The following is a 21747-nucleotide window of genomic DNA, read 5'->3' on the forward strand; positions in this document are numbered from 1 at the left end:
CGACGAAAGGGCTTCGACCGTGCTGACCCTCGCGATCCTCGGCTTCCTGTACGACCAGCCGCTGCACGGCTACCAGCTCAAGTCCCGGATCACCGGCCTCACCGGCCACGTCCGACCGGTCAGCGACGGCGCGCTCTACCCCGCCATCGCCAGGCTGGAGAAGGCCGGACTGCTGCGCCGCCGCGCCGAACCGGGCACCGGGGCCGCACCGCGCCAGACGCTGGAGCTCACCGAGGAGGGCCGGGCCGAGCTGCGGCGCCGGCTGGCCGACCCGGAGCAGGCCGAGATCACGGACCAGATCCGCTTCTTCGCGCACGCCGCCTTCCTGCACCACCTCGCCGACCCGCCCGCGCAGGCGGCCGTGCTCCGGCGCCGGCTGGCGTTCCTGGACGAGCCGAGCAGCTTCTTCTACGACGGCGAGGGCCGCGCGGTCACCGCCGAGCTGGAGCCGAACCCCTTCCGGCGCGGCATGCTGCTCGTCGCCCGGGCCTCCACGGCGGCCGAGCGGGCCTGGCTGATGGAGACCATCACCGAGCTGGACGGCCGGGTGCACTGACCCGCGAGGCCGAGAACCCGGCCGGGCGCACCGACCCGTGAGGCCGGGGACACGACCCGGCGAGCGCCTTCGCACAGCAGCGCGAACGCGCGAAATCGCGCCGTTGCGAACCGGCTCCCAGTCGGCCTCCGCGTCGCTATGATGATCGGCCTCACGTCCACGGCATCCCCTCCGCGGCGTGAACCCGCCACCGCGCCCCGCCCGCCCTCCTGGAGGCCGCCGTGCCCACCGCCGAGACCACAGCCACCCGCCCCGCGCCACTGACCCGGGACGACATCCCCGGCTGGTTCTTCCGTCTCGACCGGGCGGCCTTCGGCCACCTGCTGGCGGCCCAGACCACGGCGGGCGCCACCGGCGACATCCTCGAACTCGGCAGCTACCTCGGCCGCAGCGCCGTCCTGCTCGGCGACCACCTCCAGACCGGCGAACGGCTGACCGTCTGCGACCTGTTCGACTCCGAGGCGGGCGACGCGGACAACGCCGCCGAGATGGCGATGTCCTACCGCAAGACCCTCACCCGGAGCGCCTTCGAGGCCAACTACCTCGCCTTCCACGGCGAGTTGCCGGAGATCGTGCAGGCGCCCACCTCGGTGCTGGCCGACGGCCGGATCCCGGCCGGGAGCTGCCGGTTCGTCCACGTCGACGCCTCCCACCTGTACGAGCACGTCGCCGGGGACATCGCGGTGACCAGGGCGGCGCTCGCCGACAACGGCGTCGTGGCGCTGGACGACTACCGCTCGGAGCACACCCCCGGCGTGTCGGCGGCAGTCTGGGAGGCGGTCTTCACCGGCGGCCTGCGGCCGGTGCTGCTCACCCCGATGAAGTTCTACGGCACCTGGGGCGACGCCGCGGCCGTCCGGCAGGTCCTGCTCGCCCGCGACTGGCGGGCCGAGGGCTACACGGTGGACGACGACACCATCGCCGGGGAGCCGGTGCTGCGGCTCAACTACCAGGTCAAGGCCCCCGTCCAGCAGTCCACCTCGCGCCGGCTGGCGCTGGACCTGCTGCCGCCGGTCGCCACCCGGGCGACCCGCCGGGTGCTCCGGACGCTGCGCGAGCGCCGCGCCGTCCGCCCCGTTCCGGCGTCCTGACGCACCGGCGCGCCGACGCGCGCCCGCAACTCCCCCCCGCCACGGCTACGCGCTCATCGCCGAGGTCGCGGGATTCTCCGGCGACCGGGCCGACCGGATCAGGGCGGTGGCGTGGATCTTCCACGCCACCGCCCTTTTCATATGTCTGACATATATTCAATTCCACGCCTCACTCGAATGAGTGAATCTCTCTTAAAGATTTGCCCACGGAACGTTAAAGGCCACATAGTGATGGCACCTCAGTTTGGTCTAGGGAAGACCAAGTTCAGGCAAAGCCACCGCGAGTGAGGAGAAGGCCATGTTCCACGGAACCACGGCGTCGGGCCACGGGCAGCGGCTCCGCGAGGAGATCGCGAGCCCGGGAGCCACGCCCCTCATCGGCGTCTACGACATGTACTCGGCCTCCATCGCGGCCGAGCACTACAACGGCATGTTCGTCTCCGGATTCGGCTTCGCCGCCTCCTACTACGGCCTGCCCGACATCGGATTCATCGCCTGGCCTGACATGGTCGGCTTCGTCGAACGGTTGCGCGGCGCCTTCCCCCGGCACCATCTCCTGGTCGACATCGACGACGGCTACGTCGATCCCGAGGTCGCCTGCCACGTCGTGCGCAGGCTCGAACGCATCGGCGCTTCCGGCGTCATCCTGGAGGACCAGAAACGGCCGCGCCGCTGCGGCCACGCCGACGGCAAACAGGTCCTCCCGCTGGAGGAGTACCTGGAGAAGCTGGACCTCGTCCTCGCCAACCGGACGGACCTCCTGGTGGTCGCCCGCACCGACGCCACCGAGGAGGAGGACATCCTGCGCCGCGCCCGGGCCCTCGCCGCCACCGACGCCGACGTGGTGCTGGTCGACGGGGTGCGCAGCGAGGACTGGATCCGGCGGATCCGGGGGGTCGTCGGCGACAAGCCGCTGCTGTTCAACCAGATCGCCGGCGGCAAGTCCCCCCGGCTGTCGCTCTCCGAGCTGACCGAGCTGGGGGTGGACGTCGCCATCTACAGCACGCCCTGCCTGTTCGCGGCCCACCGGGCGATGGACGAGGCGCTGACCGGACTGAAGGTGGCCGACGGGCGGCTGCCGGCCGGCGCCGGGGAGAGCCGGCAGATCGGCGTGCGGGAGTCCACCGAACTGCTGGAGCGGAACATCGCGCGCTCCCGCCCGTTCGCGGGGGTGACGGCGTGATGGCCGGGCTGCGCGGTCCCGCCCCGCCCCCGGCGGCCGCCGTCCTGCGGGCCACCGCGCTGGGGCTGGCCGGGGCGTGCGGCCTGCTCGCCGGCGCGGCGGCGCCTGCGGCGGCGGGCGGGGGGCTGATCACGCTCGTCGACAACTCCAACGCCGACTCCTGGGTGGAGATCGATCGCACCGCCAACGTCCAGAACGGCAGCGGCTCGGCGGGCAGCGACCACGACGGCGCCGGGTCTCTGGTGGGCGGCCTGCTCGGGTCCGGCCCGGGCGGGGCGGCGATCGGGGGTGGCCGATGACCGACGACACCGCCCGCCGGGGCCGGTGGCGCGGGCTGTGGCCGCGCCGGCTCGACCCGTACCTGGCCGCGCTCGCCGGGGCGGTCGGCCTGGCCGCCCTGTTTCCGGCTACCGGGGGCTCGGCGCGGGTGGCGGCAGTGGCCTGCAACCTGGCGGTGGCGCTGCTGTTCTTCCTCTACGGCGCCCGGCTCTCCGCCCGCGAGACGCTGGCCGGGCTGCGCCACCTGCGGCTGCACGGGCTGGTGCTCGCCGCCACCTTCGGCCTCTTCCCGCTGCTCGGGGCGGCCACCGCGCTGCTCACCCCCGTCCCGCTCAGCGGGCAGTTGCAGACCGGGGTGCTGTTCCTCTGCCTGCTCCCGTCGACGGTGCAGTCCTCGGTGGCGCTGACCGGCGCCGCCGGGGGCGACGTCCCGGCGGCGATCTGCGCCGGGACGTACTCCAGCCTGGCCGGGCTGCTGCTGACCCCGCTGCTGGCGGCCTGGCTCCTGGACGTGCACACCGCACTGTCGGCCGAGGGGCTGCTGCGGATCGGGGCCCAGTTGCTCGCGCCGTTCCTGCTCGGGCAGGTGCTGCGGCCGTGGATCGGCGCCTTCCTCACCCGGCACAGACGGGTGCTGACGCCGGTGGACCGGGGCTCGATCCTGCTCGTCGTCTACACCGCGTTCAGCGCGGCGACGGCTCAGGGCAGCTGGGGCCTGGCCACCCCGGGCGCCCTGCTCGGTCTGCTCGCGGTGCTGCTCGCCCTGCTGGCCGCCGCGCTCGCGGTCACCGGGCTCGGGGCACGGCTGCTGGGGCTCGACCGGCCGGCCACCATCGCGGCGGTGCTGTGCGGCTCGCAGAAGAGTCTGGCGAGCGGCCTGCCGATGGCCACCGTGCTCTTCGGGCCCCAGGCCGGGCTGCTGGTCCTGCCGTTGATGGCGTATCACCAGCTCCAGCTGGTGGTCGGCACCGTGCTCGCCGGCCGCTGGGCCCGCGCGCCGGACGCCACGCCCGCCGGGCAGGCCCCGCCCGCCGATCGGGTACCGGCCGCGCTCACGGGGCCGGGCGGGCCGCCCGTTCCCGGGTGAGCCGGCGCCTGGGGCCCGGCGCCTGGGGCCGACGTCTGGCCCCGGCGTCTGGGGCCAGCGTCTGGGGCCGGACGGCGGCACCCGGCCGCGGTGTCCAGCCGGGCGCCGCGGCCGGCAGCCGCTACCCGTTCCCGCAGGTCCGTACCGCTGCGGCGCGCGCGTAGTAGTCGGCGGCGTCGGCGGTGAAGCCGTCCTGTTCCGCGAGGCGGCCCGCGCGGTCGAAGTGGTGCCACGCCTCGCCGTTGCGGTCCAGGGTGGACAGGGCCCTCCCGCAGATGTCCAGGAGCATCGCGCGGCGCGCCACGACCTGGTCCTCCGGGGCAAGGTCGAGCGCGCACCGCGCGAGGGTGAGCGCCTTCGCCGGGCGCTCGTTCAGCAGGTGGTACCGGGCCAGGTAGTAGGTCGTGAGCATCTCGGTCTGCGGGCTGCCGGCCCTGCGGGCGAGCTGTGCGGCCCGCTCGTAGCCGAGGCCGGCCAGGTTCGTGTCGCCGAGTGCCTCCCGGGCCTGGGCCAGGTTGGCGGTGGCGATCGCCTCACCCTCGGTGTCGTCGGCGCGCCGGGCCAGGTCGGGCGCGCGCAGCAGGTGCGGCAAGGCCTCCTCGTACCGGCCGTTCTGCCCGAGGACCCAGCCGAGCAAGCTCCTGACGCGGGATTCCGCGTCGGCCTCGGCCAGTTCGACGGCGGAGCCGAGGGCGTGGCCGAGCGGAGCCTCCCAGTCGGCTCCGGGCTGCTGGACGACCAGGGGCCACAGCAGCAGGGCGAGTCGCCACGCCCGGTGGTGGTGCCGGCCGGCGGCGGCCGCCGCGGTGGCGGCGACGAGGTTGCGCCGTTCCCTGGCGTACCAGGCCATGGCCTCCTCCCGGTCGGCGAAGACGGGCGTCGACACCGGCGTCCGGAAGTCCTCCGGGAGCCGGCAGCAGGGTTGGCTGCCCGCCACCGCCGCGCTCGCGGCGGCCAGGGCGGCGTACAGGTAGTGGTCGAGGAGCGGAAGGAGGCGGTCACCCCCGGGGGCGGGGCCGAGCGAGCGGGCGAACAGCCGGATGAGTCCGTGCAGGGCGTAGCGGTCGTGCCCCCGCTCCTCCACCAGGTTGGCGGCGACGAGGCGTTCCAGCACCGCGCGGCTGCCGGCCGGGCTGTCGTCCGCCAGCGCGGCGACCGCCGCCACGTCGATGTCGGGGCCGAAGTGGTGGGCCAGCAGCCGGAGGACGGCGACCGCGTCCGGCGGGAGGTGGTCCACGCTGACGCGCAGGACGGAGGCGAAGTCGATGCCGTCCACCGCGAGGAAGGAGATCCGCCGCTGCCCGTCGCGGAGTTCCTCGACCGCGTCGCCGAGCGAGCGCTCGGGTCGCACCGCCAGCCGGGCCGCCGCCAGTCGCAGGGCCAGCGGCAGCCCGTCGCACAGCCGCACCAGGCGCCCGGCGGCGTCCGGTTCCGCTCCGACCCGGTCCGGGCCGAGGATGCGGGCGAACAGTGCCTCGCCCTCCCCCGGCCCGAGCCGGTCCAGCAGCAGCGGGCGGGCGCAGTCGCCGGCGACCAGGCTCTCCAGCCGGTTGCGGCTGGTGACGACGGTGGCGCAGCCGTGGGCGCCGGGGAGCAGCGGGCGGACCTGGTCGTAGCTCAGCGCGTCGTCGAGGATGACCAGGAGGCGGCGGTTGCGGAGCAGCGAGCGGTAGAGCGCCTCGGCTGCGGCGGTGTTCTGCGGGATGTCGTCGGGCTGGATGCCGAGCGCGCCGAGGAAGTCCCGGATGACGAAGGCGGGGTCGGCGATCGGGGCGGTGTCGATGAAGCCGCCGAGCCGGGCGAAGAGCACGCCGTCCGGGAAGTCCGCCGCGGCCTGTTGGGCCCAGTGGGCCACCAGCGCGCTCTTGCCGATCCCGGCCGGCCCGGTGACCAGGCAGATGGGCGAGTCGTGTGCGGTGTGCCGCACGGCCGCGTCGAGGGCGGCGAGTTCACGCTTGCGCCCGGTGAAGCCGGCCGGTCGGCGGGGCAGCAGGAGCGGTCGCCGCAGGTCGTTCGCGCCCGGCTGCCCCGTGTGTCCCGCGCCGCGGTGCGCGTCCGCTGGACGGCGGGTGTCGGCCTGGCGGCGGGTGGCCTCCTGGCGGTGCGCGGCCTGCTGCCCGTGGGGGTCCCCGGGCCGGTGCGTGTCCTCCCGTCGGCGTGCGGCGCGTGGCGGGCTGAGGATCCGGTCGTAGGCCTCGACCATCGCGGGGCCCGGGTCGACGCCCAGTTCGTCACCGAGCAGTCGGGCCGTCCGGTGGTAGAGCTCGATGGCCTCGGCCTGCCGGTTCGTCGCCAGCAGGGCGTCGAGCAGGAGCGCCACCAGGGATTCGCGCAGCGGATGCCGGTCCGCCGGGCCCCGCAGCACCGCGACGGCCTCTTCGGCGCGCCGGCCCGCGGTCAGCGCCTGGCCGAGCTCCTCCACCGCGCCGAGCCGCGCCTCCTCCAGTTCCGCTGCTGCGGCGACGACCGGGGGTGTGCCGCAGAGTCCGGCGAGCGCCGGGCCGCGCCAGAGCGCGAGGGCCTTGCGCAGCGCCGGGATCCCGGCCGGTGCGCCGTCGCCGGTGCGCGCTTCGGCGACGGCGGCGCGGAACCGCTCGCCGTCGATGTGGTCGGACGGCGCCTGGAGGAGGTAACCGTCACAGGCGGTGGCGATGGTGACCGGGCCCACGGGGTGCAGCAGCCGGCGGAGTTGGGAGACGTGCCCCTGGATCACGGTCTTGGCGTGTCTGGGCGGCTGCTCGCCCCACAGGGCGTCGGTGAGGCGGTCGTTCGTGACCAGCGCGTCGTTGGCGAGGAGCAGCATCGCCAGCAAGGTCCGGCGTTTCGGTGGCCCGATCTCGACAAACTGCCCGTTGCACCGGACTTCCACCGGTCCGAGCAGCCGGAATTCCAACAAGGGTCCCTCCCCACTGCCGATCACCTGCGCAATGGGTAAGGCTACCCTTGTCAGTGGACACTCACGCGCACACCCCCGGCTGCGGAGGAGCGGTCAGGGGTGCACACGAGAACGGCGTCCACGGTCCGCCGCCCGCCCACTCAGGTGGTGTCGACCCTGACCGTAACCCGCCCTCGACTGATGGGCGTCACCGGACGTAGTAGGCGCGGTTGTGGGCGGCGACCGGCGGGGACTGGTAGGTCCAGACCCCGGCGGCCGGGGCGTCGGCGATCAGGTGGGCGAGGTCGCGGGCGGACTCCTCCGCGGGGTTGCCGAGGTCGAGCCGGACACGGTCGGCGGTGCGGTCGTCCAGGGCGTAGTAGCGGTAGGGGTGGTAGACGTTGAGCGGGCCGGCGAGCAGCTTGCCCTCGTCGTCGGTGCCGTAGCCGGTGATCGGGGTGTTGTTGACGGATTCGGCGGTGAGGCCGATCAGGTTCACGTCGAGGGCGAGGAGTTGCTCGTCGTGGCGGCGCAGCCCGTCCTCCCCGAGGGTGGCCCGGCGGCAGGAGACGGACCAGCGCTCGCGCACGGCGGGGGCGTTGAGCGAGGGCAGCGCGGTCTCGAACCAGCCGGGGTGCTTGGGCTCGGCGTACAGGCGGCGCCCGGCGTCGATGGCGAGCGGGTTGTCGCACAGGACGTGCAGGCGGGCGATCCCGAGCAGCTTGGTCTGGTCGTAACCCCGGGCGTACTGGCCGTAGTTGAGGACCGGGAGGCGGTCTCCGGCGAACACCGGGTGGGCGACCAGGTTGATCTCCAGCTCCTCCGTGATGCCACCGCCGTTCGGGTACTGGGCGAAGTACAGCTGGTAGTTGAGGGACACGCAGGCCCCGCCGTCGAACACGGCGGCGGTCAGGCCGGGGTGGCGCTTGCCGAGCAGTTCGCGCGCCCGCTCGGGCTCGACCAGGTAGTCGACGCCGATGTTGTGCAACGCGCCGTAGTGGAAGGGCAGGTGGTACGGCTCCGGTACGGGCGGGAGCGGCAGGCCGGTCATGGTGTCTCCGGAAGGGCGGGCGAACAGGTGGCGGGCGAAGGAGCGACGGACGAAGGGGTACCGGCGACGGACACCGGGCGGTGCAGGTCCAGCAGGTCCTGGTGGATCCGGTCGGCGCTGCGCAGGGCGAGGGCGGCCATGGTGAGCGAGGGGTTGGAGGTGCCGAGCGAGGGCATCGAACCGCACCCGACGGCGTACAGGTTGGGGTGGTCCCAGCAGCGCTGCCAGTGGTCGACGACGGAGGTGGCGGGCGAGTCGCCCATGACGTGGGTGCCGCCGGCGTGGCCCGCGCCCCGGTACCCGTAGGCGGTTCCCAGGTGTTCGAGGCGGCCCGGCCACTGCGGACCGGCCGGGTAGGCGGTGTGGTCCTCGGCGCCGAGCAGGGCGAACAGCTGGTCGGAGACGGCCCGGGCCGAGACCATGCCCGCGCGGACGTACTCGTCGAGGTCGTAGCGGACGGCCGGGCCGGGGAGGCCGAGCGGATCGCGCCGGTCCGGGTCGAGGGTGACCCGGTTGGCCGGGTCGGCGGGCTGCTCCAGCTCGAACTGGAGCGAGAACTGACGGCCGAGCCGGTCCCCAAGGCGTGCCCGCAGCTCCTTGCCGCGCAGCCCGGCGGCCAGCAGTGCGGCCGTCTCCGCCTCGGGGGAGCCACCGGCCCAGGACCAGCCCCAGTTGCCGATCTCGATCCGGAACGGGGCCCGGCGGGCGCGGGCCGGGCCGAAGCGGAAGGCCTCCAGGCCGCTGGTGGAGCCGGGCCCCCGGTAGGGGCCGACCTGGCCGGGCATGAGCCCCCAGGTGAGCAGCGCCGGGTGGTCCATCAGGTTGCGGCCCACCTGGTCGCTGCGGTTGGCCAGGCCGGACAGGAGCAGCAGCCGGGCGTTCTCGACGGCGTGCGCGGCGAGGACGACCAGGTCCGCGTCCACCCGGTGGGCCGCGCCGCCGGCCAGGTACTCCACCCCGGTGGCGCGCCCGGTCACCGGGTCGGCGAGCACCTTGGCCACCACGGCCCCGGTGCGCAGTTCGACGCAGGGCGCCCAGCGGGCCTGGGTGCGCAGCGGCGTGTACTTGGCGCCGGTCGGGCAGACCGGGACGCAGCTGGCGCTGCCCGCGCAGGGCGGGCCGAAGCTGTCCCCGGGCCGGGTGGGCAGGCCGTTGCGGGCGTGCGGGGTGCCGGTGACGGCAAGCCGGGCGGGGCCGGGCATGGCTGGGTCGCGGACGGTCCGGCCGTCGAGGGCGTGGGCGAGCCGGCGGTCGAGGTGACTGGCCGGGATGGCCCGCATGGGGAAGGCGTAGTCGTCCGGGATCGGCAGTCCGACGGCGCGGCGCTGCTCCCCGGCGTCGGCGGCGATGCCGAGTTCGTGTTCGGCGGCGCGGTAGTACGGCTCCAGGTCGTGGTAGCCGATCGGCCAGTTGCGGCCGCGGCCGAGGTCGCCGGTGCGGAAGTCCTCGGGGTGCATGCGGGGGGTGAGGCCGGTCCAGAGCAGTCCGGTGCCGCCATTGGCGCGCAGGTAGCCGCTGGCGTAGGGCAGCGGGCCGTCCTGCCGGAGGTGTCCGGTGGCGGTGAAGCCGCCGCCGGGGAGCCCGGTGAGGTCGGTGACGTCGAGGGACGGGGCGTCGGGGTGGTGCGGGTAGGGCGAGGTGGGCGGGCCGCCGCCGGCCGCGCGGAAGGCGGCGGCGGTCTCGGGCCCGGAGGGCGCGGCCCGGCCGGCTTCGAGGACGAGGACCCGCCGGCCCTGCGCGCCGAGGCGGTGGGCGACCAGCGTTCCGGCGAAGCCGGCGCCGACCACGACAACGTCCCAGCGGGCGGTCACCGTTCCTCGCCCCCTCGGGGTGCCTCGGCCCAGCTGCCGTGGCCGGGGGCGGCGGCGCCGGGCGGGTCGGCGCGGAAGGTCCGCCAGGCCAGGCCCTGGTCGTAGGCGCGGGCGGAGCTGGGGGTCTCGCCCGGCCAGGCGCCGACGTACCAGAGGTGGACCAGGGCGTGGTCGTCGCGGACCCGGTGGGCCAGGGCGGTGCGGTGGTGCTCGTGCGCCATGCCGGTGGCGCGCAGCTCGGGCTCGTCGAAGCCGGTCAGTTCGGCGCAGACGCGCAGGAACTCGTCGAAGTCGGCGAGGTCGTCGGACGCCCCGAACTCGGCGAGGCAGTCAACGGCAGGACGGTCGTCTGGCACGGACAAGCGGGCACCCCCACGGTCGTCGACGGTGGCCAAGACATGACAGACCGTGGGGTGGGTGAAGTCGGCGGCCCGTCACGGTCTGCCAGCGCGATCCTGCCGCCCGCCGTCGTCACCGGGAACCCGTTGCCCGAATGTGCCCGGTCTTGGCCGTCTCCTGCCCGATCGGCCGCCCACCGCGTTCGGTCGGCGGCTGTTTCCGGTCGGGGAGCGGGGGCTGGCGAGGGTACGGCGAGAGGCCCGGCGGGGCCGGGCGGAGGTCCGACGAGGGGTACGGCGGGGGTCAGCCGAGGGCGCGGACGGCCGCCAGGACGTCGAGGCCCAGCTCCGGGTCCGCCTCCTCCGGCAGGCTGACGGACAGCCGGTCGACCAGGCCCACGTACCGCCGGGTCAGCTCGCGGGCGACGTCCTCGACCGGACCGGACACCGCGAAGGTGTCGAACACCTCGTCGTCGATCAGTGCGGCCATCTCCGCCCAGCGGCCGCGCACCGAGTGGGTGTGCAGTTCCTCCTGGAGCCCCTCCCACCCGTGCTGGGCCAGCACCGGACGGTAGGCCGGGGTGGAGGCGTAGAACGCCAGCCGCTCCCGCACCCCGGCCCGGTTGGCCGCCAGTTCCTCCTCCGTCCGACCGGTGGCGGTCAGCACACTGCCGGCGACCTCGAACGGCCGCGCCGTCCACGGGGCGCCCTCGGCCTCGGCCTGCGCCCGGGCCCCGGTCAGACCGGGCAGCACCTGCTCGGCCAGGTAGGCGGGCGACGAGAACGGGTGGCTGAGGAACCCGTCGGCCACCGCCCCGGCCGTCCGGGTCATCAGCGGCCCGACGCCGGCCAGCAGGATCCTCGGCACCCCGGCGGGGACGGGGTCGGGCGAGAAGACCGGCGTCATCATCGTGTGGGTGTAGAACTCGCCCCGGAAGCGCAGCCGTTCGCCGGTCTGCCAGCTGTGCCAGATCGCCCGCACCGCGTGCACGTACTCGCGCATCCGCGCGGCCGGCCGGTCCCAGGGCATCCCGAAACGCTTCTCGATGTGCGGCTTGACCTGCGAGCCCAGCCCGATGACGGCCCGTCCGCCGGAGGCCGCGTGCAGCCCCCAGGCCTGGTAGGCGAGCGTCATCGGGGTGCGGGCGAAGGCCACCGCGATGCCGGTGGCCAGCTCGATCCGCTCGGTCCGGTCGGCGGCGCGGGCCAGCTGGAGGAACGGGTCGTACGCGGTCTCGGCGACCACCAGGCGGTCCATGCCCCGGCGTTCGGCCCGCTCGGCGGCGTCGAGGATCCCCGCCGGGTGCCCGGAGGCGGTGGCGTCGAGACGGAAGGCGGGGGGTCGGTGCATGGCGGTGCTCCTGGGCGCGGGCTGCGGCGGTACCCGGGTAGCCTCCCACGCCAGCACCCGGGCCCACCTCCGCAGCCTGCCCTCAGCGTTTGAAGAACTCCACCTCGGCCAGCGCGATGGGGATTCCGGGCCCCGTCCCGGCGGCGGCGCGGACGACCATCGTCACCTTCACGACGTCGCTGACGCCGGTCAGCACCGTCTGCGGGCCCGGCTTGTCGTTCAGCGTCACCTTCTGCTCGTGCACCTTGCCGTCCGAGGTCGTCATCCGCAGGTCCAGGGCGGTGGGCCGGGCCTGCTGCTGGAACTGCTGCGGCTCGGTGGAGGAGCCGGTGTGGATGATGACGTCCACCAGCCGGAACGGGCGGGCGAAGGGGAAGCTGATCGAGTCCCCGACGTTCGGCGCCCCCCAGTAGGTGTTGCTCAGCCCGTCGACGGTCAGTTTCGCGGGATGGCCCTCGACCTCCGCGCTCGCCGCCGCCCCCGTGGGGGAGATCGCCGAGGCGTCGCGGAGCTTGTCCAGCACGTCCTCGTAGATGTTCCGCCCCGCCGGGTAGAACAGCACCCCCGCGACCACCAGCGCCGCCAGCACGAGCAGTGCGATCATCCGGCGCAGGGTGCGGCCGGAGCCGCCGATGCGCACGCGGCGCCGGAACGGCCAGCGGGTGCGCCACCACGGCAGGGCCGCCACGAGTTCGGTGGGGGTCAGCGGCTCCGCGCACCGCCGGCAGAACTTCCGGTCGGGCCGGTTGGGCGTGCCGCACCGGGGGCAGGGCGGGCCGACCTGGGCCTCGTCGGCCGCGGCCGGGCGGACGATCGGGCGGGGCGCGACGGGCTTGGCGGGCTGCACCGCCACCGGGTCCGCCGCCGGCTGCCGGGCGGCCGTGGGCTGCGGCGGCACCGCACCGGGGCGGACCGGCGGCACCTCGGAGGCGGGTGCGGGCTTGGGCGTGGCTGCGGGCGCAGCAGCGGGCGCGGCGGCGGACGGCCTCGCCGGCTCGGCGGGCCGGGCGGCTGGCGGTTCGGCGGGCGCCGCGGACGGCCGCACGGGCGGTTCCTCGCGGGCCGCGCCGACGGGCGGAGCAGCGGGCGGGGCGGCAGCAGGCGGCGCGGCGGCAGCAGGCGGCGCGGCGGCGGGCGCAGCGGCGGCAGCAGGCGGCCCGGCGGCAGAGCCGGGAGCCGCCGAGGTGGCGGCAGCCGCCCCCGACCAGCCCAGGTAGGCACCGCAGTTACCGCAGAAGTCGTCCCCGTCCTCGTTGGCCACTCCGCACTCGGGACACGTACGCATTGCTCAGCTCTCTTCCGCACCGAGTGGACCGAGTGGACCGGATGAACCAGGTGGACCGGACGGACCAGGCGGCCCGGACAGGACCTCCACCCGGCAGGTCAGGTGCACCGGGCAGGACGCCCGGACGACCGCCAGCACCTGCTCCTCGTCCACCGCCGGGGTGCGCTCGGGCCAGACCCGCACCAGCAGTTCCCCGGAGGGCGCGGGCGGCAACTCCGCGCCCGCGGTGGTGGACCAGGCCACGCCGCCGCCGTCCACGATCTGCGCGCCGACGCCGAGGATCAGCCGCAGCCGTTCCCGGAGCCCGCGCCGGGTGCCCCGCCACCGGTGCAGTTCGACCGCGCGGCCGACCACGGCCCGGCGGACCTCCTCCGGCCAGGCCGGGTCGGTCTCGACGGCGACCCAGTCCGCCAGCCACTCGACGAAGTCGGCCGGGGCCAGGCGCGGTTGGAAGTAGGCGGGCAGGTTGTCCAGGGTGGCGAAGACCGGGGCGAGGACGGTGTCCAGGCCTGCGGTGAACCGCTGGGCGAAGTCGTCCTCGGCGTAGAGCGCGGGCAGGAGTTCGCCGATCGGATGCGGGCTGGGCAGCCCGGGGACGGCCGCTCTGCTCATCGCTGACCGTCCGCCGGGAGCGCGGCGACCACGACCTGGTGCTGGTGCGAGAAGACCAGCGCGTCCGGGGCGACGTCGACCCGTTCGGCGGGCGCGCCCCGGCGCCCGGTGATCGGATCCGCCGGGAAGAGCCGCAGTTCCTCGACCGCCGTGACCCCGGCCACCTGCTGGAGCACCGCGAACACCTCCCCGTACTGCACGGCCCGGCCGAACGGCCAGCCCCTTCCGTCGGCGCCGCCGCGCAGCGGGTTGAGGTGCCGGAACAGGGCCGCGAGCGCCGCCTCCCGGACCCGGTCGCCGTCCGGGGAGCGGGTCGCGAGCCGGGCGACCACCGTCACCCCCTGGTAGTCGGGCGGTTGGACGACGAGCCGGGTGCCGACGAGCCGCCGCTCGTCCAGGGCCGACGCGATGGCCGACAGCACCTGCTCGCCGGGGATCAGCTGCTCGAACCGCAGGCGGTCGCCCTCGTCCGCGACCGCGTCGGGGACCACCAGCACCCGCACCGCGCCCGCCTCCCCGGCGACGGCCGGCGCGCAGCGCACCCGGGCCGCCGAGGGGGCGGCCTGCCGGGCGATCAGCTCGAAGTCCCCGGCGGTGACGGCCCGTTCCTGGAGCCGCAGCAGGTGGGGGGCGCGCACCTTGGCGTTCTCCACCGTCTCGCCGTCGACCCCGCCCCTGGCCGCCTCGCGGTTGTCGACCCTGGCCACGTACGGGACGGAGCTGCGCAGCACCGTGATCGTCGCCCGGGCGACGTTCCCGGCGGTGCCGCCGCCCGTGCGGTAGTGCGGTACCCGCAGGTGTGCGCCCTTGGGCGGCACCGCGCCGAAGGCGTGCAGGCCTCCGTCGGGTTCCCGGACGGCGGGCGGGAACGCGAACTCGCCCGTGGTCGCGTCGATCACCACGTGCCGGTCGGTCGGCGCCGAGTCGCCGAAGTGCTCGACGGCCGTCCACCGCTCCCAGCCGTCGCCGGCCGCGACCTCGACCACCGGGGGCCCGCCGTCGAGCAGGACGGGCGGCCTGGCGAGCCGGAAGCGCTGGCCCGCGACGCCCTCCGAGGTGCCGAGCGGCGCGTCGGTCACGGTCTGGGCGTGCACGACAGTCGCGGTGCCGCCGACCGTGAACACCTCCGCGCGGCGGATCGTCGGGGACTCCGCGTAGAACGGCTGGCCCGGCTCCGGCGCGGACACCCGGCAGCGCAGCCAGCCCGCCCGGCGCCCGGCGACCACCGAGGCGACCTGCCCGGCGGGCACGAACACCACCACCTCACCGGGCCGGTTGAGGCCGCCGGTGGTGTCGGAGCCGGTCTCGCAGGCGATCCACCGCGCGCCGTCCCACACCTCCCACGCCAGCGGGGGCTGGCGCGGGTCGACGCCGACGCCCTCGACCCGGCTGTCCAGCCGGACGACGAGGATGCAGCGCGGCACGACGACGGGCAGCGCGAACAGCATGGCGTCCCCGACCTGGGGGCGCGGCTGGAAGCACGGCACGTCCACCCCGTCGGCCAGCCGCGCCGTGGCGTCGGTCTGCTCCCCCGCGGCGGAGACGGTGACCAGCCGGTCGAGGGAGCTGGGGACGACGGGCAGGTCCTCGGCGGTGGAGAACACCACCGCCTCCTCGGTCTCGGTCCGCAGCGTGGACACCTCGGTGCCCGCCCGCAGCAGCACCGTCTCGGGCTGCGGGGCCGACAGCCAGAAGTCGACCTCCGCGGTCGCCGCGGCCGGCGGGAAGAGCCGGACGCCCAGCAGGTCGAGGAAGGCGGAGTAGTTCTTCTCCGGCACCCGGTTCAGCCGGTAGAGCAGCTGGTCCACCATGTACGCGAAGGTCTCGATCAGGGTGACCCCGGGGTCGGACACGTTGTGGTCGGTCCACTCCGGGGCCCGCTGTTGGACGAACCGCTTGGCCTCGTCGACGAGTTGCTGGAACCGGCGGTCGTCCAGGTTCGGGGAGGGCAGCGCCATCAGCTCGCTCCCCCGGTCACGCCCAGGGCACCCGGGACGTCCTGGACGTCCGGGGCGTCCGGCGAGCTCGGGATGGTGTAGAAGGGAAAGACCAGGTTGCGGCGGTCGTTGGTGGACCGCACGGTGTAGTGGACGTCGATGTAGAGCGTGCCGTCGTCGACGGTGTCGAAGGCGATCACGACGTCGTCCACCTCGATCCGCGGCTCCCAGCGTTCCAGCGCGGTGCGCACCTCGCGCGCGATCCGGCCCGCCGTGCCGCCGTCGCTCGGCGCGAACACGTACTCGTGGATGCCGCAGCCGAACTCCGGGCGCATCGGCCGCTCCCCGGGGGCGGTGCCGAGGATCAGCCGGATGGCCTCCTCGATCTCCCGGTCCCGGTCCACCATGCCGATGCCGCCGGTGGCGTTCACCCGCAGCGGGAAGGCCCAGCCTCGCCCGATGAAGCCGCTCACGCGACGCCCCCGATCAGCACGTTGAGGGCGCCGGTGACGATCTTCGCGCCGCAGGCCGTCTGGTCACCCATCCGCGCCGCGGGCAGCCCCCCGATCAGGACCAGGCCCCCGGCCGCCGCCTTGGGGCTGGGCATGACGACGTTGCCGGGCCCGAGTTCCACGTGCGGCACGCACACGTGCAGGCTGCCGGTGACGGCGGCCGGGCGGCCGCCGATCAGCACGGTCGCCGCCGCGAGGGCGCCTGGTGGCGGGGTGGTGATGGCACCGCCGTCGCTGGTGGTGTCACCCATCCGGGCTGCGGGGGGCATCTGCGTTCTCCAATCGGATGGTTCGAGGGGGCCGGAGGGTCTAGCCGTACTGACGGTGGTTCAGCTGACGGTGACTCAGTTGATGCGCACGAGAGCCGCCTTGAGCACCGCCAGCGCGCCGCCGTCCACGGTGACCCCCGTACGGCCGGTGACGTTCACCGATCCCCCGCGTAGGTTCACCGCCCCGGCGCCGGCGTCGATGGTGATGCCGGTGGAGGACAGCCGCACCGAACTCGCCGCCGCCGCACCGGCCGCGCCGAAGACGGTCAGGACGATCTCGCCGCGCTGCTCGTCCAGCCGCACCTCCAGCTTCCGGTCCCCGCTGGCCAGCCGGACGCCGGACTGGCCGCCCGGCACGTCCAGCAGTTCCAGGCGGTGGCCCGAACGGGAGACCAGCGAGCGGCGGTTGACCTTCCCGCCGGCCGGGTCGACCAGCGGCACCTCGTGCGGCGAGGGCTTGTCGACGCCGTTGTAGAGGCCGCCCAGCACGTACGGGCTGTCCAGGCTGCCCTGCTCGAAGCCGACCAGCACCTCGTCGTTCACCTCGGGGCTGAACACACCGCCGCCGCCCTGCCCGCCCCACTGAACGGTGCGCACCCAGTCGGAGACGTAGGTGTCGTCCAGCCACGGGAACTTCAGCCGCACCCAGCCGCGTTGCGCGCCCCCCGGCTCCCGGATGTCGGTGACCACGGCGACGGCCAGACCGGGCATCCGCGGCCCGCGCGGCACCGCACTGCCCCCGGCGACGAGCCCCGCGAGGGAGCGGTCCGGCGCCGCGCTGACCACCACAGTCGTCCGGTAGCCGCGGAAGGGCTCCAGCAGGTGGCGCACCGCGGTGGCCGTGTAGCGGCCCGAGAAGGCGGCGCCGACGTTGCCCAGGGCGACCGGAACGCCCGCCCGCAGCTTCGGGTTGCCCTCGACGACCACCTCCAGCTCGCCGAACCCGGCGGCCACCGAGGCGGCGACCGACCCGGCCGCGGCCGCCGTCTCCGCCTGCGTGCGGTACGGGGTGTCGGTGACGGTCATCCGCGCCTGCCCCGAGAAGGCGGCGGCCGCCGTCGACGGGCTCATCCCGGGCCGCACCGTCTCGCTGGCCACCGACGGCTCCGTGGCGACCAGGGCCTTCTTGGTGAGGACGTTCCAGCCGCGCACCTCGACGGTGTCCGCCCCGCCGCCGCCCGTCAGCACACCGCGCAGCTCCAGCAGGTTGCGGCCGTACTCCAGGACCAGCGGGTTCTGCGGAGCGGGCGTCGAGGGGGCCGGGGCCGAGGAGGCCTGCTCGGGCTTGACGAACTCCAGCAGCCCCTCGTCGTCCGCCCGCACCTGCGCGCCGCTCTCCTGCGCCAGGTACTGGAGGAACTCCCAGTCCGAGACGTTGGCCTGCGACAGCTGCTCGTGGACGACGGGGAACGCGTCGACCCGGCCGCAACCGAGCCCGGCGCCCGCGGCGACCTGACGGACGATGTCCGCCGTCGACATGTTGCGGAACGCCTTCACCCGGCGCCCGCGCATCAGCCGGTGGGTGATGGCGGACGCCCGCACCACGGTGAACGAGCCGGTGGTGTCCACGTCCAGCTCCAGCGCCGTCACCTCGCCGGTGAACAGCCGCACCTGCGCGTTGCCCTGCACCGTCATCACGGAGACCCGCAGCCGGGTGCCGATGGTGACCCCGGTCGCGGAGAGGAAGGTGTGGTCCGCGTCGCGGAACATCAGCACGGCCGTGTCGGGCAGGCCCGTGCTCTCCTCGATGTCGCAGGAGACCAGCTGGGCCGCCCAGACCGGCGGCAGCGGGCCGGGCGCCTCGACGATCGGATCCGCGGCGAAGGAGCGGCCGCCGCGTGCCTCGGGAGTGGTCATGACCGCCCTCCTCGGGTGGGCTCGTCGATCCCCGGCACGATCAGTTCCACCCCGGGGACGAGCACCATCGGGTCGTCGATGTCGTTGGCCTCGGCGATGGTGCGCCAGGCGGTCGCGTCGCCGTACTCGCGCCAGGCGAGCAGCGGCAGGCTGTCGCCCGCGATCACCCGGTGGGTGCTGCGCGCCTCCATCGAGCCGGAGGTCGGGTTCTGGCCCGGCGTGTCGACACTGGCCTCGTCGATGGTGAACGAGCAGGTGGCCCGCAGCGGCTTGCCGTCGACGTCGAACAGCGAGTAGGTGACCTGAAGGCCGGTCAGCACGCCGTTGAACGACGTCGTCGACGACGTGCCCCAGTCCAGCCGGATCCACGGGCTCGCCGGCTTCTTGCGCGCCAGGCTGGCCGGAGTCGGCACACAGGCCGTCATCAGCTGCTCCACCGCCTTTTCCACGGAGTCGTCATGGGTCGCCGTCGCATCGAGGAACACCTCCATGGACAGCGAGCGGGGCCCGCTGCCGACGAACTCGGGCAGCGCGGACTCGGCGGCCATCCGGGACGGGGTGCGGCGCCACTCCGAGGACTTCCGCAGCACCAGGCTCGACGGGTTGAACTGAAGCGGGAGCCTCGCGATCACCCCGCCGGGCTGGGCACCGACCGTCGCCGGCGGCTCCATGATGGCCAGTTGGGCCCGGGTGACACTCGCGGGGACGTCTGACATCCCGCACCTCCTTCCGTTCGTCGTCCGATGGGTGGCCTGCGCCGGGTGCGGCGCGCCGTCACGATGACGGGCGCAGCCCGGCGTGGGCGATCTCCAGGGACTCCATCGCCGCCTGCGAGTTCGCCGGGTCGAACGACGGGCCCTGCCAGCGGACGGGCACGATGCCGAGCACCTGCCAGCTGACGATGGGGCTCAGGTCGGGCCGCAGGGCCACGATTTCACCGTTCTTGGGCTGGACCCGCCGCACGGTCTCGTCCAGCCAGCGGGCGATCTTGACGGTGTCCGCGGTGACCGCGCGGGTGAGCGTGATGTTCGACCAGGTGATCCGGCCCGGCAACTGCCAGGAGAACCCGTTGTTGCCGCCCTCGGCGTACTGGTGGATCTCGACCTCGGCGCCCAGCCCCGAGCACGTCGTGAACTCGCCCAGATCGTTGCCACCGATCGTGAGCTTGAAGAACACGCTCGTCGCGAAGATGTTGTCGGTCATTCCTGCCTCCGTCGCCCTGCCCGCCTACCACCTGCCACCTGCCACCTGCCACCTGCCACTGCCCGTCTGCCCACCGCGCCCCGAGCGCTCAGCGACGGCCGTCGTACGGCCGCCCGGCGCGCTCCCTACCCCTGCGCAACTCCGCGCGCAGCAGCCGTCCGACGGGCTCGATCAGGCGCCGGGCCAGTTCGTCGAGGTCGGCCCCCGACGTGGGCCCGGTCGACGATCCGCCGCCCGGCTGAGCGGGCGGGGCCGCGGTCGGCGGCGGGGACGAGGCGGTGGTCTGGACGGTCACCGGAGTGCGGGCCGGTACGGCGGTCAACGGCACCCCGTGCAACCCCGCCTGCTCCGCCACCCGTTGCAGCACCCGGGCGGTATCCGTCGACGGCCGCGCCGGCCCGGACGACCCTGAGGACGAACCCGCGCCGTCCCGCGACGGCGCGGTCCACGACCACGACCCGGTGCGCAACAGCGACTCCCCGCCCGCCCCCGGTCCGCCGAAGCCGCCCCCCGCGACGCCCGGAGCCCAGGCGCCACCGCCCGGCAGCGGAGGCGCCGCGGACGCGGGCACGGCCGGGCCGGCGGGCCCGGCGACCGGCAGCCGCTGGACCATCGCGGGGACCGCCGGGGACGCCGGGGCGCTCGGCGGGGCGCTCGGCGGGGTGAGTCGCACCAACGGCACGCTCGGAACACGACCACCCGAGGAGGCAACGGACGCGGACACAGGACGCCCCCCGCGACCGGCGGGGACGGCGGGGGCTGCGACAGGCGTCGACGCATCGGCGGAGAACACCGGTCGCACGGTCGGCTCGACCGGGCCGGGGGCGAGGGCAGAGCCGGCAGCAGCGGCAGCGGCAGGGCCGGCGGACACCGAACGCTGCACGCTCGCAGCGCGCCCGGCACGGGAGGCGCCCACGGCCGCCGGGCCGGCATCGGCCACGACGACCGGGGGTGCTGGACGCTCCCCGCGCCGCACCCGACCGGCGGGAACCACGACAGGCACCGCAGCACCTCGCGGCTCCGCCGACCGGACACCCGGCTCGACAGAGCTCGGACCGCCGGAGACCGAACGCTGCACCGCCGGACCACGGCCGCCACGCTCCACAGCCGGCGGCGGCACGGGAGTCTCCCCGTGCCGCGCCCGCCCGGCCGGGGCGATGGCGGGCGCTACGGGCTGCCCGTCCGGCGCCTCCGGGCGAGGTCCCCCGGCCGTCGTCGAACGCTGCACACCCGCCCGCCCCGCAGGAGGAGCGCCGCGCTCCGACCGGCGCGCATCCGCCTCCATCGGGCCAGTTCCGGGGCCGGCAGCCACCGGACCGGAGCCACCAGTCGCCGGACCCCGCACACCTGCACGCCCCGAGGGGGCACCACCGCGCCCCGACGGCCGCGGCCCCTGCGCCGCCGAGCCGGCCGACGCCGACGAGCGCGCGTCCGCCTGCACCGGGCCGGCGCCGCCGGCCACCGAACGCTGCACGCTCGGACGCCTCACGGCAGCAGAACGCCCCACCGCGCCCGAGCCGGCAGAGTCCGCAGAGCTGCCGGACGCCGATCCCCGCGCACCCGCACGCGCCACCACGGCACCCCGCGCACCCGGCACCGCCGGGGCGGTGCCTTCCGGGTCCGACGGGGATTCCGGGGACGCCGGGCGCGCAGCGTCGGGTCGGCCCGCCTGTACCCGTCGGGGCAGGCGCAGGACGGCGGCGGCCCGGTGCCGCCAGCTCGCGGGTGCCGCCGGCTCCGGGGCCGGCGGCACTTCGGTGCGCACGGGCGGCTCCTGCGGCCAGGCGGCCCTGACGACGGGTGGGGCGGGCACCGGCGCGGGCACGCGGCCGGACACCGGTGCGGGCGCCGTCGCCGGCGCGGCGAGCGTGGACGCCATGCGGCGCTCGCCGAGCAGGCCGAGCGTGCGGTGGCCCGGCCCGGCCGCCGGACGTGCGGCGGTGCCGCCGATCGGCGAGCGGGCCACGACCAGCGGGCCGGGCTCGCCCGGCGAAGCGGTGGGCCGCACATCCCGGACGCCACCGATACCACCGGCACCACCGGCGCCACCGCTGCGCCGGGCACGGCGGGCCGGGTCCTGCGGTGCCGTCCCGGGGGGAGACTGCGGCCCGGCGGCGGGGCCGGGCTCCGTGGAGCCGCCCTGCCCGCTCGTGGCAGCGCTTCGCGCGCTAGGCGCAGCCGCACGCTGGACTGCCGTGGCGCCCGGCGCGGCGGCGGCCGTGCCCGTGGCGCGAGGAGCGCCGTCCGGGCTCGGGGCCGCCGCGCTTCGGCCGGCCGGCTGCGGCGATGCGGGGGTGGCCGGGGCGGCGGGAGTCCGTGGAGCGTCGGGAGTCGCGGGGACACCGTGGCCCGGGGCCGTGGTCCGCCGGACGGGGCCGCGCCGGCCGTCGGCCGTACCGGCGGCCCGTGCTCCGGGTGCCGCGCCCGCCGTCGGCGGCAGCGCGGTCAGC

The 21747-nt window shown here is 75.4% G+C and carries 19 protein-coding genes; 5 read left to right on the forward strand and 14 right to left on the reverse strand.

What is annotated here, in order from left to right; genetic code table 11:
• The first annotated feature begins 19 nt into the window (after positions 1 to 19).
• From A6F73_RS01075 to A6F73_RS01095, 5 genes are all read left to right on the forward strand, one after another.
• Entirely contained in the window at positions 20 to 556 is a 537-nt protein-coding gene (locus tag A6F73_RS01075; protein WP_063345994.1) for a PadR family transcriptional regulator, read from the forward strand.
• 221 nt (positions 557 to 777) lie between these two features.
• Positions 778 to 1647, forward strand: coding sequence for a class I SAM-dependent methyltransferase (locus A6F73_RS01080; RefSeq protein WP_063345995.1), 870 nt, complete (start codon positions 778 to 780; stop codon positions 1645 to 1647).
• A gap of 298 nt (positions 1648 to 1945) precedes the next feature.
• Complete coding sequence (locus A6F73_RS01085) at positions 1946 to 2830, forward strand: isocitrate lyase/PEP mutase family protein (protein ID WP_063345996.1); 885 nt, start codon at positions 1946 to 1948, stop codon at positions 2828 to 2830.
• Positions 2830 to 3129 carry a hypothetical protein gene (locus tag A6F73_RS01090; RefSeq protein ID WP_208869031.1) on the forward strand — a complete coding sequence of 100 codons (300 nt, stop codon included), beginning with the start codon at positions 2830 to 2832 and terminating at the stop codon, positions 3127 to 3129. Before A6F73_RS01085 ends, A6F73_RS01090 begins: the two co-directional genes overlap by 1 nt.
• Complete coding sequence (locus A6F73_RS01095; RefSeq protein ID WP_063345997.1) at positions 3126 to 4196, forward strand: bile acid:sodium symporter family protein; 1071 nt, start codon at positions 3126 to 3128, stop codon at positions 4194 to 4196. The genes A6F73_RS01090 and A6F73_RS01095 overlap by 4 nt, the downstream gene beginning before the upstream one ends.
• A gap of 121 nt (positions 4197 to 4317) precedes the next feature.
• Here A6F73_RS01095 and A6F73_RS01100 read toward each other — a convergent pair whose 3' ends face one another.
• The 14 genes from A6F73_RS01100 to A6F73_RS41215 all read right to left on the reverse strand — a co-directional run bounded on the left by A6F73_RS01100 (position 4318) and on the right by A6F73_RS41215 (position 19970).
• A complete protein-coding gene (locus A6F73_RS01100; RefSeq protein ID WP_347878506.1) occupies positions 4318 to 7116 on the reverse strand; it encodes a BTAD domain-containing putative transcriptional regulator in 2799 nt (932 codons plus the stop codon).
• A 163-nt stretch (positions 7117 to 7279) separates the two neighbouring features.
• Complete coding sequence (locus tag A6F73_RS01105) at positions 7280 to 8122, reverse strand: hypothetical protein (protein ID WP_063345999.1); 843 nt, start codon at positions 8120 to 8122, stop codon at positions 7280 to 7282.
• Complete coding sequence (locus tag A6F73_RS01110; RefSeq protein ID WP_063346000.1) at positions 8119 to 9933, reverse strand: GMC family oxidoreductase; 1815 nt, start codon at positions 9931 to 9933, stop codon at positions 8119 to 8121. Before A6F73_RS01110 ends, A6F73_RS01105 begins: the two co-directional genes overlap by 4 nt.
• Complete coding sequence (locus tag A6F73_RS01115; protein WP_159398306.1) at positions 9930 to 10295, reverse strand: hypothetical protein; 366 nt, start codon at positions 10293 to 10295, stop codon at positions 9930 to 9932. The genes A6F73_RS01110 and A6F73_RS01115 overlap by 4 nt, the downstream gene beginning before the upstream one ends.
• A 280-nt stretch (positions 10296 to 10575) precedes the next feature.
• Positions 10576 to 11622, reverse strand: a complete 1047-nt coding sequence (locus tag A6F73_RS01120; RefSeq protein WP_063346002.1) for a TIGR03617 family F420-dependent LLM class oxidoreductase — start codon at positions 11620 to 11622, stop codon at positions 10576 to 10578.
• Positions 11623 to 11704: 82 nt separating this feature from the next.
• On the reverse strand, positions 11705 to 12907 hold the full coding sequence (locus tag A6F73_RS01125; RefSeq protein WP_063346003.1) for a zinc-ribbon domain-containing protein: 1203 nt from the start codon (positions 12905 to 12907) through the stop codon (positions 11705 to 11707).
• A gap of 3 nt (positions 12908 to 12910) precedes the next feature.
• Positions 12911 to 13519 carry a phage tail protein gene (locus A6F73_RS01130; RefSeq protein ID WP_063346004.1) on the reverse strand — a complete coding sequence of 203 codons (609 nt, stop codon included), beginning with the start codon at positions 13517 to 13519 and terminating at the stop codon, positions 12911 to 12913.
• On the reverse strand, positions 13516 to 15477 hold the full coding sequence (locus tag A6F73_RS01135) for a putative baseplate assembly protein (protein ID WP_063346005.1): 1962 nt from the start codon (positions 15475 to 15477) through the stop codon (positions 13516 to 13518). Before A6F73_RS01135 ends, A6F73_RS01130 begins: the two co-directional genes overlap by 4 nt.
• Positions 15477 to 15929: a GPW/gp25 family protein gene (locus tag A6F73_RS01140; protein ID WP_063346006.1), complete on the reverse strand. Its 453-nt coding sequence runs from the start codon at positions 15927 to 15929 to the stop codon at positions 15477 to 15479. Before A6F73_RS01140 ends, A6F73_RS01135 begins: the two co-directional genes overlap by 1 nt.
• Entirely contained in the window at positions 15926 to 16237 is a 312-nt protein-coding gene (locus A6F73_RS01145; protein WP_063346007.1) for a PAAR domain-containing protein, read from the reverse strand. The genes A6F73_RS01140 and A6F73_RS01145 overlap by 4 nt, the downstream gene beginning before the upstream one ends.
• A 75-nt stretch (positions 16238 to 16312) precedes the next feature.
• Positions 16313 to 18094, reverse strand: a complete 1782-nt coding sequence (locus A6F73_RS01150) for a VgrG-related protein (RefSeq protein WP_063346008.1) — start codon at positions 18092 to 18094, stop codon at positions 16313 to 16315.
• The gene (locus A6F73_RS01155) at positions 18091 to 18810 is read right to left on the reverse strand and encodes a LysM peptidoglycan-binding domain-containing protein (protein ID WP_063346009.1); all 720 of its coding nucleotides are present in this window, start codon (positions 18808 to 18810) and stop codon (positions 18091 to 18093) included. The genes A6F73_RS01150 and A6F73_RS01155 overlap by 4 nt, the downstream gene beginning before the upstream one ends.
• A 58-nt stretch (positions 18811 to 18868) precedes the next feature.
• Positions 18869 to 19297 (reverse strand): phage tail protein, encoded by a 429-nt coding sequence (locus A6F73_RS01160; protein ID WP_063346010.1) that lies wholly within the window; start codon positions 19295 to 19297, stop codon positions 18869 to 18871.
• 88 nt (positions 19298 to 19385) lie between these two features.
• Positions 19386 to 19970: a hypothetical protein gene (locus A6F73_RS41215; RefSeq protein WP_159398307.1), complete on the reverse strand. Its 585-nt coding sequence runs from the start codon at positions 19968 to 19970 to the stop codon at positions 19386 to 19388.
• Between the last annotated feature and the right edge of the window lie 1777 nt (positions 19971 to 21747).

This window comes from Streptomyces sp. MJM8645 (genome assembly GCF_001625365.1).
GTDB lineage: Bacteria > Actinomycetota > Actinomycetes > Streptomycetales > Streptomycetaceae > Kitasatospora.

Excerpts from the sequence above, each read along its gene's own strand:
- A6F73_RS01085 (WP_063345996.1), top strand. The coding sequence starts at position 1,946 with ATGTTCCACGGAACCACGGCGTCGGGCCACGGGCAGCGGCTCCGCGAG.
- A6F73_RS01090 (WP_208869031.1), top strand. The coding sequence starts at position 2,830 with ATGGCCGGGCTGCGCGGTCCCGCCCCGCCCCCGGCGGCCGCCGTCCTG.
- A6F73_RS01095 (WP_063345997.1), top strand. The coding sequence starts at position 3,126 with ATGACCGACGACACCGCCCGCCGGGGCCGGTGGCGCGGGCTGTGGCCG.
- A6F73_RS01105 (WP_063345999.1), bottom strand. The coding sequence starts at position 8,122 with ATGACCGGCCTGCCGCTCCCGCCCGTACCGGAGCCGTACCACCTGCCC.
- A6F73_RS01120 (WP_063346002.1), bottom strand. The coding sequence starts at position 11,622 with ATGCACCGACCCCCCGCCTTCCGTCTCGACGCCACCGCCTCCGGGCAC.
- A6F73_RS01125 (WP_063346003.1), bottom strand. The coding sequence starts at position 12,907 with ATGCGTACGTGTCCCGAGTGCGGAGTGGCCAACGAGGACGGGGACGAC.
- A6F73_RS01130 (WP_063346004.1), bottom strand. The coding sequence starts at position 13,519 with ATGAGCAGAGCGGCCGTCCCCGGGCTGCCCAGCCCGCATCCGATCGGC.
- A6F73_RS01135 (WP_063346005.1), bottom strand. The coding sequence starts at position 15,477 with ATGGCGCTGCCCTCCCCGAACCTGGACGACCGCCGGTTCCAGCAACTC.
- A6F73_RS01145 (WP_063346007.1), bottom strand. The coding sequence starts at position 16,237 with ATGCCCCCCGCAGCCCGGATGGGTGACACCACCAGCGACGGCGGTGCC.
- A6F73_RS01150 (WP_063346008.1), bottom strand. The coding sequence starts at position 18,094 with ATGACCACTCCCGAGGCACGCGGCGGCCGCTCCTTCGCCGCGGATCCG.
- A6F73_RS01155 (WP_063346009.1), bottom strand. The coding sequence starts at position 18,810 with ATGTCAGACGTCCCCGCGAGTGTCACCCGGGCCCAACTGGCCATCATG.
- A6F73_RS01160 (WP_063346010.1), bottom strand. The coding sequence starts at position 19,297 with ATGACCGACAACATCTTCGCGACGAGCGTGTTCTTCAAGCTCACGATC.